Below are 12,435 nucleotides of genomic sequence, written 5' to 3' on the forward strand. Positions count from 1 at the left end.
TGCTCGCGCCGACCGCACGCGCTGAGCGCATAGGCTCCGGCGCATGACGGAACGGATCGTGGTGGGCGCCGCCCTGTACGACGACGGACGCCTGCTGGCCGCGCGGCGCAGCGCACCCCCCGAGCTCGCGGGCCGCTGGGAACTGCCCGGCGGAAAGGTCGAGCCCGGCGAGCGTCCCGAGGAAGCCCTGGTCCGGGAGTTGCGCGAAGAACTGGGCGTCGACGCCGAACCGGTCGCGAGAGTGCCGGGACAGTGGCCGCTCAAGCCGGGATACGTCCTGTGGGTGTGGACGGCGAAGCTCCGCTCGGGAGCCCCCGAGCCCCTGGAGGACCACGACGAACTGCGCTGGCTCTCGCCCGACGACATCTGGTCGGTGGAGTGGCTCGACGCGGACGTCCCCGCGGTGGCGGCCGCGATCGAGTGCCGCTAGCCCTCTGCGCCGGGTCCGTGCCGGGGGCGGGCCGCTTATGTGGGTGGACGGGCCCCTCGTGTGGGGGAGCGTGCGAGGTCTTGTCTTCCGGCGCTTGAGCCTCACCTGCGCCGTTCGTGCCACAGTGCGCCTTGGTAAGCGGTAATTCCGGCAGGATATCGGGTATGTGCCCATTAACCCCGTGAAACCGGACACGGGTCCGTTGTTGCTGGTCTGGATGTGATCGGCGTGATCGACACCGAAGGCGACTGCGCCGAGTGGGATTTTCCCGCAGATCCGGGCGCCGTGCGCACGGCCCGTGCGGCCGTCCGCAAGCAGCTCGGCGCCTGGGGACTCGGAGCCCTGGGCGACCTCACCGCCCTCCTCGTGAGCGAGCTGGTGACCAACTCCCTGCGGCACGCCTCGGGCCCTATCGGTGTACGACTCGTACGTCCTGCCGGGCCTTCGGGCATCCTCCTCGTAGAGGTCTCCGATCCGCTGCCCGACCCGCCCCTGGAGCGCGACGCCGCCCCTGATGACGAGGGGGGCAGGGGTATCCAGCTGGTGGCCCGGGCATCGCGGCGCTGGGGGACACGACAGGGCAGTACGGGGAAGACGGGGAAGACGGTGTGGTTCGAGCTGGTGCTGCCGGGTTAGAAGACTGGCAGCGTAGGACGGACACAAGACAGTCACGGGCCAAAAAGGGTTGAGTCCGTGCTGTGATCGTGAACGCCGTGTGGCGTGGCTCCGTAGTGCTGGATACTGCGGGCAGCTGCATCCGGTGACCGGTGCCGGACGTGGTGAGCTGGAGGGGACGGTTCGCGTGAGCGAGATACCAGCGAAGGCGACGGAGCAGGACGGGCCGTCGGGTGACGCTAGGGGCGAAGCTGCGGATGACGTGATGTGGCAGAGCAGTCCACCCGGTTCGATCTATGACTACATCAGAGTGGCCTCGTTCTCGATCGGCCCCGACGGTCTCATCGACCAGTGGAGCCTGCGGGCCGAGCGGCTCTTCGGGGTGTCCGCCGAGGATGCCGTGGGCAAGGACCCCATCGAGGCCTTCGTCGCGCCCGGGCTGCGCAGCAGCGGGCACCGCAAGATGGCGGAGATCCTGGACGGCAGGGAGTGGACCGGGTCCGTTCCGTTCCGGGCGCCGGCGCGGTCCGGGGAGCCCGGCGCGGGGTCGGCGGGGTCCGCGGAGCCGGCGGATGCCGAGGGGCCGGCGGGGTCCTTCGAGGGCTCCGAAGGCATCGCCGAGGTCTATGTGATGCCGACCGAGACGGAGGCCGGTGAGCGGGCCGCCGTCTGCATCGTCGTCGACGTACGGGTGCTCCGGCAGATCGAGACCGACCTCGCCGCGTCGCAGGCCATTTTCGGCCAATCTCCCTTCGGCTTCCTGCTGTTCGGCACGGATCTGAAGGTGCAGCGGGCCAACCGCCGCTTCGCCGCCGTCTTCGGGGGCGGCGTCGACGAACACCGCGGCCGCACCGTCCACGACTATCTGCCCCGGCACGAGGCCGACCGCATGGCCGCCGCCCTCAAGCGCGTCCTGGAGACCGGAGACTCGGTCACGGACATGCAGATAGTCGGCCCCGCCCCCGGCAGCAACGAACGCCGTCACTGGTCGATCAACCTCTACCGCGTGCACAGCGGTTCGGGCCGCCCCATCGGCATCGCGGGACTCGGCACGGACGTCACCCGGCGGCACGCCGCCGCCCGCGAGGCCGCCCACGCCCGCCGCAACCTCGCCCTGCTCAACGAGGCGGGCGCCCGCATCGGCAACTCCCTCGACCTGGAGACGACCGCGCGCGAGCTGCTCGACGTCGCCGTCCCCGGCTTCTGCGACCTCGCATCCGTGGACCTCTACCAAGGGCTGCTCGACGGCGACGAGACCCCTCCGGGCCTCGCCGACGGAAGCGCCGAACTGCGCCGCGTCGCCTTCGCGAGCGCCGTCGCGGACGCGCCCTTCCCGGACGGCGGCCAGCCCATAGACGTCGGCGCCGTGCACCGCTTCCCCTTCACCTCGCCCTGCGCCGACGCCCTGCGCGCCGCACGCCCCCGGATCGTCTCCGCGGCCGACGACGGGTCCGCGAGCAGGCTCACCGGCGGGCTCATCCAGTCGACGCTCGCCGTGCCGATGGTCGCCCACGACACGGTCGTCGGCCTCGCCCAGTTCTCCCGCACGAAGGGCAGCGAGCCCTTCGGGGAGCGTGACCGCGCCCTCGCCGTCGAGCTCGCCGCACGCGCCGCGGTCTGTATCGACAACGCCCGCCTCTACCGCCGCGAACACGAACGCGCGCTGATCCTGCAGCGCTCCCTGCTGCCGCCCGACGACCCCGAGGCCTCCGGCCTGGACATCGCCTGCCGCTATCTCCCCGGCAACGCGGCCACTGAGGTCGGCGGCGACTGGTTCGACGTCATCGAACTGCCGGGCCACCGCACCGCCCTGGTCGTCGGCGACGTCATGGGCCGCGGCCTGCGCGCCGCCGTCGCCATGGGAGAGCTGCGCACCGCCGTGCGCACCCTGGCGCTCCTGGACCTGGAGCCCGCCGAGGTCCTCTCCGCGCTCGACGAGATCGCGCGCGGCCTCGGCGACCCCTCGGGCACCCAGCAGGCCACGCGAGCGGCCCGTCAGACGCGTTCCGCGAACGAGACGGACCTCTCCGAGGTCTACCTCGCCACCTGCGTCTACGCGGTCTACGACGCCGTCACGCGCCGCTGCACGTTCGCCAACGCCGGCCACCTGCCGCCGGTGCTCGTCGAGCCCGGCGAGACACCGCTGATGCTCGACGTGCCGCCCGGCATGCCCCTGGGAGTCGGCGGCGAGCCCTTCGAGGAGGTCGAGGTCGAGCTGCCCGAGGGCGGCCTGCTCGCGCTCTACACGGACGGCCTCGTCGAATCCCGCGACCACCCCCTCGACGAGGGACTGAAGGCCTTCGTACGCGCCCTGGACGACCCCGCGCCCGCGCTCGAGGACGTCTGCGACCACGTACTGAACACCCTCGACACCCACCACGGAGAGGACGACATCGCGCTGCTCATGGCCCGCATCCAGGGTCTGCCCGCCGAGAACGTCGGCGACTGGACGCTGGCGCGCGACCCGAAGTCGGTGGGCCGCGCACGCGAACTGGCCTGCGAACAGCTGCGCAGCTGGGACCTGGAACCGCTCTGCGACACGACCGAACTGCTGGTCAGCGAGCTGGTCACCAACGCCCTGCGGTACGGCGAGGGCGACATCCGGGTGCGGCTCCTGCTCGATCGCACCCTGGTGTGCGAGGTGTGGGACGGGGGCCTCGTCCAGCCGCGCCGCCGCCGGGCGCGCGACACGGACGAGGGCGGGCGCGGGCTCCAGCTCGTCGGCCTGCTGAGCGCCGCCTGGGGCTCGCGCAGGACGCCGCGGGGCAAGACGGTGTGGTTCGAGATGCCGCTGCCCGAGAGCGGCGTGGAGCCGATGGACGCGGCGGAGGCGCTGCTCAGCCTGTTCTGAGCCTGCTACGTAGTGGCTTTCAGGGCGGCGAGACGGGCCGCGACCTCCGCCTCGTCGCCCAGGCTGTCCAGCTGCTCGAACTGCGCGTCCAGGGAGGACGCGGCGAGCTCCTGCTTGCCCAGCGCCCTGGCCTCCTCGCGGCGCACCTTGTCCTCGAAACGGCCCAACTCACTGGCCGGGTCGAGCACGTCGATGCTCTGGGCGGCGTCCATCATCTGGTTCTGCGCCTGCGCGGTCTTGGCACGGGCGACCAGCTGATCGCGCTTCGACGTGAGCTGGGTCAGCTTGATCTTCATCTGGTCGAGCCCCGACTTCAGCTTGTCGACGACCTCGGTCTGCGAGGCGATCGTGGGCTCGGCGTCCTTGGCCTCCCGCTCGGACTGGAGCTGGCGCTGCAGCGCGACCTTGGCGAGGCCGTCGAACCTGTCGGCCTCCGCGGCGCTCCCCGCGGACCGCAGCTCGTCCGCCTTCTTGCTGGCGGCGACCGCCTTGGTGCCCCAACCGGCAGCCGCGTCCTGGTCCTCCTTGTGGTCCAGTTCCAGCATCCGCAGATTGCCGATGGTGGTCGCGACCGCCTCCTCGGCCTCCCGGATGTTGTTCGTGTAGTCGCGGATCAGCTGGTCGAGCATCTTCTGCGGGTCCTCGGCCTGGTCGAGCAGGGAGTTGATGTTGGCCTTGGCGAGCTGGGCCACGCGTCCGAGGATCGTCTGCTTAGCCATGTCGGGTTCCTTCTGTGTGGGGTGACAGGAGTCGGGGCGACGGGAGTCGGGGCGACAGGAGGTCGGGAGAGCCGGGAAACGGTGGGTCAGAACCTCCCGCCCCCGCCCATCCGGCCCCGGGTGCCCCCGCCGCCGAAGCTCCCTGGGCCCCCTCCGCCGAAACCGCCTCCTCCGAAGCCGCCGCCTCCGCCGCCCGGTCCGCGCCCCCTGCCCCCGAAGAGCTCGCCGAGGATGATGCCGCCCAGTACCGCGCCGCCCATGCCGCCGCCGCGCCCGCCGCCTCCGTAGGGGGTGCCGTAGCCGCGTACGTCCCGCTCGGCCAGCTGCTGCGCCTGGCGGGCCAGGGCGTCCGCCTGCTGGGCCTGCGCGAGCGCCGCCGTGGCGTCGGCGTCCCGGGCGGCCTCCGCGCCCGAGAGGTGCCGCTGGGCCTCGGCGAGACGGGTCCTCGCCTCGCTGCCCACCCCGCCCCGGTGGGTGCCGATGAAGTCCGCCGCCGCTCCCACGGCGCTGCGCGCGGTGAGCAGGGCCTGGCCGAGGAGGGTGGCGGCGCGCTGCCGGCTGACCTCGCCCTCGCGGGCGCCCGCGAGGGACTCGTCGAGGACCGTGTCGGCCTCCTCGACCCGGCGCAGCGCGTCGATCGGGTCGTGCGGGCCCGCCGCCATCTCCTTGCGCACCTCGTCGACCACCGTCTGCGCACGGGCGATACGGCCGTGCAGGTCGGCCGTCGAGCCTCCCGCCGTCGTGCCCTGGAGGAGACCGCGCGCCTCGGCGAGGTCGGTCTCCGTCTCGGTGAGCGCGGCGGGCAGCTTCTGCGCGGCGAGGGCCAGCTCGTCGGCGAGGCGGTCCACGGCGTCCACGAAGGTGCCCGCCTGGTCCACGGCGCCTTCGGCGGCACGCAGATGGACGGCGGCCTTGCCGTTGTCGCCCGCGTCGACGGCCTTCCGGGCCTCGTCGAGGTGCGTCGTCGCGAAGGCGAGCCGGTCCCTGGCCTGCTTCACATGGCCCACGACATGCGCGGACGCGGACGGCGCGTACCGCTCCCGGATCGTCTCCAGGGTGCTCTCCGCGGCGGTGGTACGCCCGGTGACCTGCCCGAACGCCGCTTCTGCGTGCTCCAGGGCCCGCGCCGCGTCGCGTTCGAGGGCGCGCAGCTGGTCGAACCCGGCGGCTTCCGCGTCCAGGCGCCTGCCCGCATCGGTGCAGCGCGCGAGGATCTCCTCCAGCATGGTGCGCCTGGTCGCGTCGTCCTCCGGATAGGCGTCGTCGAGCTGCTGGCGCAGCTTGAAGGCCTTGGTCAGCTCGGAGCGCGCGTACGCGAGGGCGTCCGTGAACGGCCGTACCGCCTCGTCGCCGAACTGCGCCGTGGCGAAGCCGAGTTCCTCCGCGCTGGTGCGGACCGCGTCGTCGGTCTCCACCAGGAGCTGCTTGCTCCGCTTGTCGAGCTCCGGGAGCGGGGTTGCCCCTCCGCCCGCCGCCCCCTTGCCCCAGCCGCCGCCTCCGGGTGTCGTACGCGTGTGGGTGCGCCGCTTGCGGCGGCTGTACGCGACCGCTGCGAGAGCGCCCGCACCGCCGACCACCACCACGGGCAGGACCAGGTCACCGGCGGCCGCGTCGTCACCGCTACTGCTGCCGCCGCCCGGATCGGGGTTCCCCGGAGTGGGCGTCGGGGTGGGGACGGGCCGCCCGGAGAGGACCGCGCGGTAGCCGTTCGCGGCGCCGATGGCCGCCCCTGCCCAGTCGTTCTGCCGCAGGGCGGGCTTGATCGCGGTGGTCGCGACGTCCTGGAGCTGGGCCTCGGTCAGCCGGGAATCGACGTCCACGGAGTAGGCGTACTGCCGGTCGTGCGTGGCGACGGCGAGCAGCGCGTCGTCGAGGCCGAGTCCGTTGCGCTCGGCGGTGGCGTCCGCCCACTCCTGGCCGCCGCGTCCGGAGAAGTCTCTTACGTAGACGACGAAGAGCTGCAGTCCGGCGTCCTCGTAGAGCTGGTCGAGCGCCCGCTCCGTGGCCTTCTCGCGGTCGCCGAGCGCTCCCACCCTGTCAGTGATCTGACCGTCGCGGGAGAGCGTGACCGGGTCGTCGGCCGGGGCGGCGAGTGCTGCGGGGGCGGACAGGAGCAGCAGGCACCACGTGAGCAGTGCGGTGGCTGCCGCTGTCGCCCGCACGGCCAGGTGCGGGGGCGGCGTCACATTTGGGAGCGTATGACCGTCTTGGGGGGTGCGCGACCCGGCGGCCCGGGAACGCGTGGCCGGACGCCGGTGCGGCTCACCCCGCGAACTCCACCTCCGGATACTTCCCCGAAGGGCCGTCCAGCAGGTGGTTGTCGCGGCCCCGGAGCCAGCGGTCGAAGAACGCGGTCGCGTAGGCCCGCTCCGCGGCCACCGCGCGGTCTGGCTCGACCGTGCCTATGTGCTCCTCGACGACCTCGCGGCCCACCCCGGCCTGCGGGAGCAGCGCGGAGAGGTCCGTGTACGTCTGGTGCTTCGAGCCGCGCACGGTCAGATTCCGCTTCCAGCCCGTCGAGTGGGACCAGAACGCGCGCCACGACGGCTCCGTCGTGCGGTCATTGCCCTGGCTGCCCATGAGGAGGAACGGGCGGGTCAGGCCGTGCCGGGCCACCGGCGTGAGGTTCGTGCCGTTCGGCTCGGGGTTGTTCTCCAGGGTGCCGTCCATGTTCAGGCCTGCCGTGACCCGGCGGTCCTCGTACATCGTCTCGGCGGCCGCGATGCCGCCCGCCGACTGGCCGAACATGCCCACCCGCCGCCGGTCCACGACCCCGGAGAGGCCGTTCGGCAGGGAGCCGAGGCGGTCGAGGACGAACTTCGAGTCGGCCACGCGGACGTCGAGGACCTTCTTGAGCAGCGCCGGCATCTCGCTCTGCCCGGTCTCTTCCAGCACCTTGCGGAGCGGGGCGTCGCCCTTGACCGAGCCGTCGGGGAACTGCACCCCCGGCGACTCATAGGTGTGGTCGATCGTGACCACCACATAGCCGTGGCTCGCCAGCTCCTCGACCGCCGACGTGCCCCACGTGCGCGGGTCGTTGGCCCCCGACGCGTACAGCAGGACCGGTCGTCGGCCCCCGCTCCTGTCGGCCGGGGCTCCCTCCCGCGCATGGGTGCGCATGGCCGCGAAGTCGATCGCGTCCTTGGGGATGCCGTGGGGTGACATCGCGTTCCAGCGCTCCGCCGCGCCCGGCGCCATGTACGGAGCGAGGCGGTGGGTCGCCGCGGCGGACGCGCCGTCTGTCCCTCCCGCCGCCGGATACCAGACGCTGATCATCAGCTCTCGATACGGCACGGACTTCACCCACGGGTCGCGCCGGGACGTGTCGACCAGGCGCGTCGACACCGTGCCGATCCGGTGCGGTCCCGTGGGTGCGGGGAGCTTCGCCGCGACGCCCATGGGCTCCGCCTGCGCGGGGGCCGGGGCGGCCAGCATCGTCGCCGTCAGTCCGGCCGCCGCGAGGGCGAGCACCGAGCGCCGGGCCAGAGCCGGACGAGGGGCCCGCGCCGACGCCGAACGGGGAGCCTGTGCCGACGCCGGACGAGGAGCCCGCGCCGACACCGAACGAGTCACATCCGAGGAAGATTTCATGCCTCAATGCTGGTCTCGCCCCGCCCTCGTGACCATGGGGGAAATCTTGAGTCTTCGGCCCGGGGGATTACCCCCGGGCCCACAAGCGGCGCTCGACGCTCGCGGCGCTACTGCTCTCCCCGCCGCCGGATCTTGTTCCCGAGCCAGACCAGCGGATCGTACTTACGGTCAACCGCCCGTTCCTTCAGGGGAATCAGCGCGTTGTCCGTGATCTTGATGCCCTCCGGGCACACTTCCGTACAGCACTTCGTGATGTTGCAGTAGCCGAGACCGTGCTCGTCCTGGGCGGTCTTCTTGCGGTCGAGGCCGCTCTCCGACGCCGCGTCCAGCGGGTGCATGTCCAGCTCGGCCACCCGCATCAGGAAGCGCGGCCCCGCGAAGGCGGGCTTGTTCTCCTCGTGGTCGCGCACCACATGGCACGTGTCCTGGCACAGGAAGCACTCGATGCACTTGCGGAACTCCTGCGAGCGGTCCACGTCCGTCTGCTGCATGCGGTACTCGCCGGGGCCCAGGTCAGGCGGCGGCACGAAGGCCGGCACTTCCCTGGCCTTCGTGTAGTTGAAGCCGACGTCCGTCACCAGGTCCCGCACCACGGGGAAGGCGCGCAGCGGTGTCACCGTGATGACGTCCTCGCGGTCGAACACCGACATGCGCGTCATGCACATCAGCCGCGGGCGGCCGTTGATCTCCGCAGAGCACGAACCGCACTTGCCCGCCTTGCAGTTCCAGCGCACCGCCAGATCGGGTGTCTGGGTCGCCTGAAGCCGGTGGATGATGTCGAGGACGACCTCGCCTTCGTTGACCTCGACCGTGAAGTCCTCCAGATCGCCGCCCTCGACGTCCCCGCGCCAGACCCGGAACCGCGCGTCGTACGACGTACTCGAAGGACTCGGCGTAGCGGTACTCACTCGTAAAGCTCCTCTTCGGCCAGGTACTTGACCAGCTCCTCCTTCTCGAAGAGAGCAAGCAGGTCGGAACGGATGGGCTCGGTGGTGACCCGCACCAGATCGATCTGGCCGCGCACGGGGTCCGTGGCCGCGAGGCCGCCCGAGGGGTCCGTGAGCTGGCACAGCAGATTCACGCGGCGCCACTCGCGGTTCATGCCCGGATGGTCCTCGCGGGTGTGCCCGCCCCGGCTCTCCGTGCGCTCCAGGGCCGCCCGCGCCACGCATTCGCTGACCAGCAGCATGTTGCGCAGGTCGAGCGCGAGGTGCCAGCCGGGGTTGAACTGGCGGTGCCCCTCGACACCGGCCCGCCGTGCCCGCACCCGCAGCTCCGCCAGCTTCTCCAGGGCCTGCTCCATCTCGCCCTCCCGGCGGATGATGCCGACCAGGTCGTTCATCGTCTGCTGGAGTTCCTGGTGGAGGGTGTACGGATTCTCCGGCGTCGCCCCGTCCTCGGGGCCTTCCGCGCTGAACGGCCGCAGCGCCTCGGCCGCCGCCGTGTCCACCTGGACGTCGTCCACCAGAGGCCGCGCTTTGGCATCGGCGAACCCCGCCGCGTACCCCGCCGCGTGCAACCCCGCTCGCCGCCCGAAGACGAGCAGGTCGGACAGCGAGTTGCCGCCGAGCCGGTTGGATCCGTGCATGCCGCCCGCGACCTCGCCCGCCGCGAAGAGACCCGGCACGCGCTGCGCCGCCGCCGTGTCCGACTCGACCGCGATACCGCCCATCACGTAGTGGCAGGTCGGCCCGACCTCCATCGCCTCGGCCGTGATGTCGACGTCCGCCAGCTCCTTGAACTGGTGGTACATGGACGGCAGCCTGCGCCGGATGACCTCGGCGGGCATGCGCGTCGACACGTCGAGGAAGACCCCGCCGTGCGGCGAGCCGCGGCCCGCCTTCACCTCGGAGTTGATCGCGCGCGCCACCTCGTCGCGCGGCAGGAGCTCCGGGGGACGCCGGTTGTTGTCCGGATCCTCGTACCAGCGGTCGCCCTCGTCCTCCGACTGGGCGTACTTCTCCTTGAAGACGTCCGGTACGTAGTCGAACATGAACCGCTTGCCTTCGGAGTTGCGCAGTACCCCGCCGTCGCCGCGCACCGACTCGGTGACCAGGATGCCCTTCACCGAAGGCGGCCAGACCATCCCCGTGGGGTGGAACTGCACGAACTCCATGTTGAGCAGCGGGGCTCCGGCGAGCAGCGCGAGCGCGTGACCGTCGCCCGTGTACTCCCACGAGTTCGACGTCACCTTGAAGGACTTGCCGATGCCGCCGGTCGCCAGGACGACGCTCGGGGCTTCGAGCACGAAGAAGCGGCCGGACTCGCGGTCGTAGCAGAACGTGCCGCTCACCCGCTCGCCGTCCTTGAGGACACGGGTGACCGTGCACTCCTGGAAGACCTTCAGACGCGCTTCGTAGTCACCGAATTCGCGCTCGTCCTCCTGCTGGAGGGAGACGATCTTCTGCTGGAGCGTGCGGATCAGTTCGAGGCCGGTCCGGTCGCCCACGTGCGCGAGGCGGGGGTATTCGTGCCCTCCGAAGTTGCGCTGGGAGATCCGGCCGTCCGCCGTGCGGTCGAACAGGGCGCCCCAGGTCTCCAGCTCCCAGACGCGATCGGGTGCCTCGCGCGCGTGCAGCTCGGCCATCCGCCACTGGTTGAGGAACTTGCCGCCGCGCAGGGTGTCGCGGAAGTGGACCTGCCAGTTGTCGCCGGAGTTCACGTTGCCCATGGAGGCCGCGATGCCGCCCTCGGCCATCACCGTATGGGCCTTGCCGAAGAGGGACTTGCAGATCACGGCGGTACGCGCGCCTTGCTCACGTGCCTCGATCGCGGCCCGGAGGCCCGCGCCGCCGGCTCCCACCACGACAACATCCCACTGCTGCCGCTCCACTTGAGACATCAGAACAACCTCGGATCGTCGAAGACGCCGGACGCGATCAGATACACGTAGAAGTCGGCGAGCGCCACGCTCACCAAGGAGGCCCAGGCGAGCAGCATGTGCCGTGCGTTGAGCTTTCCGACCCACTGCCACATGCGGTACCGCACGGGGTGCTTGGAGAAGTGCTTGAGCTTGCCGCCGACGATGTGCCGGCAGGAGTGACAGGAGAGTGTGTACGCCCAGATCAGCGTGATGTTGACCAGGAAGACGAGGGTGCCCAGGCCCATGTGGCCCCACTCGTAGTGCTCGTCACGGAACGAGAGCACGGTGTCGTACGTGAGGATGCACGCCACCGGAACCGCCGCGTAGAAGAAGTAGCGGTGGATGTTCTGCAGGATCAGCGGGAAGCGGGTCTCTCCGGAGTACTTCTTGTGCGGCTCGGCCACCGCGCAGGCGGGCGGTGAGGCCCAGAAGCCGCGGTAGTAGGCCTTGCGGTAGTAGTAGCAGGTCAGCCGGAAGCCGAGCGGGAAGATCAGGATCAGCAGGGCGGGGGACAGGCCCCACCAGCTGCCGAAGATCTCCCAGTTGGGTCCCGACCGCATCGGCTCGCAGTTCTCGGCGAGGCACGGCGAGTAGAACGGCGATACGTAGGGCGCCGCGTAGTAGTCGGCGTTCGCGAAGGCCCGCCACGTCGAGTAGACGACGAAGGCGAAGAGCCCGGCGGCGGTCGCGGCGGGCGCGAGCCACCAGCGGTCGGTCCGCAGATGGGCAGCGCCGATCGCGGCGCGCGTCGCCGCTCTCACGCCGCCGGAATCCTGACCGCTTTTCAGATGAGGTTCCGTGCCAGTGGCCAACGAGGCTCGACTCCTTAGTCCTGAGGTCGGGGACGGCAGTGCTCAGGGCGGGGGTGTCTCAGGGGGCACGCCGGTCGCGCGCGCCCAGGCCCTCGTCGTCCGAGTCCGTCCACAGAGAGCTGTCGTACGGCGTATCGGGAATGGTGACCAGGTCGGGCCGCTTCTGCGGGGCGGCGCCCGGACCGGATACCGCGGCGCGAAGGAGCGCGACGCTCTCGCGCAGGTGGTCGGCGTCCGTACGGACGCGGCGGACGTCGAGCCCCGCCGGACCGCCCCCGGATCCCTCGCCGACCTGCTGCTCCAGCTTGCCGACGGTGCGGACCAGATCGTCGACGCAGCGCTGAACAGCCGTCAGATCATCCTGCAGAGCCATGACTTGCCCTCACTTCAGGGGTGCGGCGGCAACGTTCATGCGCCTGCGAGTGTCGCGCGTCACATCCCGGCTTGTGAAGGGATCTGCCGGGATTCCCGGCTCGCACTGGCCGAAACGCGCCGGGGTGTACGCCCTGACTCCGGCCGCGCTTCGGGGCGCACGCCGAGGCGGTCGTCACGCT

The 12,435-nt window shown here is 71.3% G+C and carries 10 protein-coding genes; 3 read left to right on the forward strand and 7 right to left on the reverse strand.

Annotated elements, in window-relative coordinates; translation table 11 throughout:
- Window positions 1–43: 43 nt before the first annotated feature.
- The 3 genes from ABZ906_RS25240 to ABZ906_RS25250 all read left to right on the forward strand — a co-directional run bounded on the left by ABZ906_RS25240 (window position 44) and on the right by ABZ906_RS25250 (window position 3,896).
- Window positions 44–430 (forward strand): (deoxy)nucleoside triphosphate pyrophosphohydrolase, encoded by a 387-nt coding sequence (locus ABZ906_RS25240; protein ID WP_361386198.1) that lies wholly within the window; start codon window positions 44–46, stop codon window positions 428–430.
- A gap of 219 nt (window positions 431–649) precedes the next feature.
- Window positions 650–1,066 carry an ATP-binding protein gene (locus ABZ906_RS25245; RefSeq protein ID WP_361181795.1) on the forward strand — a complete coding sequence of 139 codons (417 nt, stop codon included), beginning with the start codon at window positions 650–652 and terminating at the stop codon, window positions 1,064–1,066.
- Window positions 1,067–1,232: 166 nt separating this feature from the next.
- Entirely contained in the window at window positions 1,233–3,896 is a 2,664-nt protein-coding gene (locus ABZ906_RS25250; RefSeq protein ID WP_361386201.1) for a SpoIIE family protein phosphatase, read from the forward strand.
- A gap of 5 nt (window positions 3,897–3,901) precedes the next feature.
- On the opposite strand, the gene ABZ906_RS25255 is transcribed toward ABZ906_RS25250, so the two are convergent.
- The 7 genes from ABZ906_RS25255 to ABZ906_RS25285 form a co-directional block, all read right to left on the reverse strand.
- Window positions 3,902–4,615: a PspA/IM30 family protein gene (locus ABZ906_RS25255; protein ID WP_361386204.1), complete on the reverse strand. Its 714-nt coding sequence runs from the start codon at window positions 4,613–4,615 to the stop codon at window positions 3,902–3,904.
- 86 nt (window positions 4,616–4,701) lie between these two features.
- Complete coding sequence (locus ABZ906_RS25260; protein WP_361386782.1) at window positions 4,702–6,750, reverse strand: TPM domain-containing protein; 2,049 nt, start codon at window positions 6,748–6,750, stop codon at window positions 4,702–4,704.
- Between the two features lie 127 nt (window positions 6,751–6,877).
- A complete protein-coding gene (locus ABZ906_RS25265) occupies window positions 6,878–8,206 on the reverse strand; it encodes a hydrolase (RefSeq protein WP_361386207.1) in 1,329 nt (442 codons plus the stop codon).
- 107 nt (window positions 8,207–8,313) lie between these two features.
- Window positions 8,314–9,114, reverse strand: coding sequence for a succinate dehydrogenase/fumarate reductase iron-sulfur subunit (locus ABZ906_RS25270; protein ID WP_361181788.1), 801 nt, complete (start codon window positions 9,112–9,114; stop codon window positions 8,314–8,316).
- On the reverse strand, window positions 9,111–11,048 hold the full coding sequence (locus tag ABZ906_RS25275; RefSeq protein WP_361386210.1) for a fumarate reductase/succinate dehydrogenase flavoprotein subunit: 1,938 nt from the start codon (window positions 11,046–11,048) through the stop codon (window positions 9,111–9,113). The genes ABZ906_RS25270 and ABZ906_RS25275 overlap by 4 nt, the downstream gene beginning before the upstream one ends.
- The gene (locus tag ABZ906_RS25280) at window positions 11,048–11,881 is read right to left on the reverse strand and encodes a hypothetical protein (RefSeq protein WP_361386212.1); all 834 of its coding nucleotides are present in this window, start codon (window positions 11,879–11,881) and stop codon (window positions 11,048–11,050) included. Before ABZ906_RS25280 ends, ABZ906_RS25275 begins: the two co-directional genes overlap by 1 nt.
- A 58-nt stretch (window positions 11,882–11,939) precedes the next feature.
- Window positions 11,940–12,254 carry a hypothetical protein gene (locus tag ABZ906_RS25285; protein ID WP_361386214.1) on the reverse strand — a complete coding sequence of 105 codons (315 nt, stop codon included), beginning with the start codon at window positions 12,252–12,254 and terminating at the stop codon, window positions 11,940–11,942.
- Between the last annotated feature and the right edge of the window lie 181 nt (window positions 12,255–12,435).

This window comes from Streptomyces sp. NPDC046925 (assembly GCF_040644915.1).
In the GTDB taxonomy this organism is placed as follows: Bacteria; Actinomycetota; Actinomycetes; order Streptomycetales; family Streptomycetaceae; genus Streptomyces.

Bases quoted from the DNA above. Each gene is read 5' to 3' on its own strand.
- ABZ906_RS25240 (WP_361386198.1), top strand. From the start codon at position 44: ATGACGGAACGGATCGTGGTGGGCGCCGCCCTGTACGACGACGGACGC.
- ABZ906_RS25275 (WP_361386210.1), bottom strand. From the start codon at position 11,048: ATGTCTCAAGTGGAGCGGCAGCAGTGGGATGTTGTCGTGGTGGGAGCC.
- ABZ906_RS25255 (WP_361386204.1), bottom strand. From the start codon at position 4,615: ATGGCTAAGCAGACGATCCTCGGACGCGTGGCCCAGCTCGCCAAGGCC.
- ABZ906_RS25265 (WP_361386207.1), bottom strand. From the start codon at position 8,206: ATGAAATCTTCCTCGGATGTGACTCGTTCGGTGTCGGCGCGGGCTCCT.
- ABZ906_RS25285 (WP_361386214.1), bottom strand. From the start codon at position 12,254: ATGGCTCTGCAGGATGATCTGACGGCTGTTCAGCGCTGCGTCGACGAT.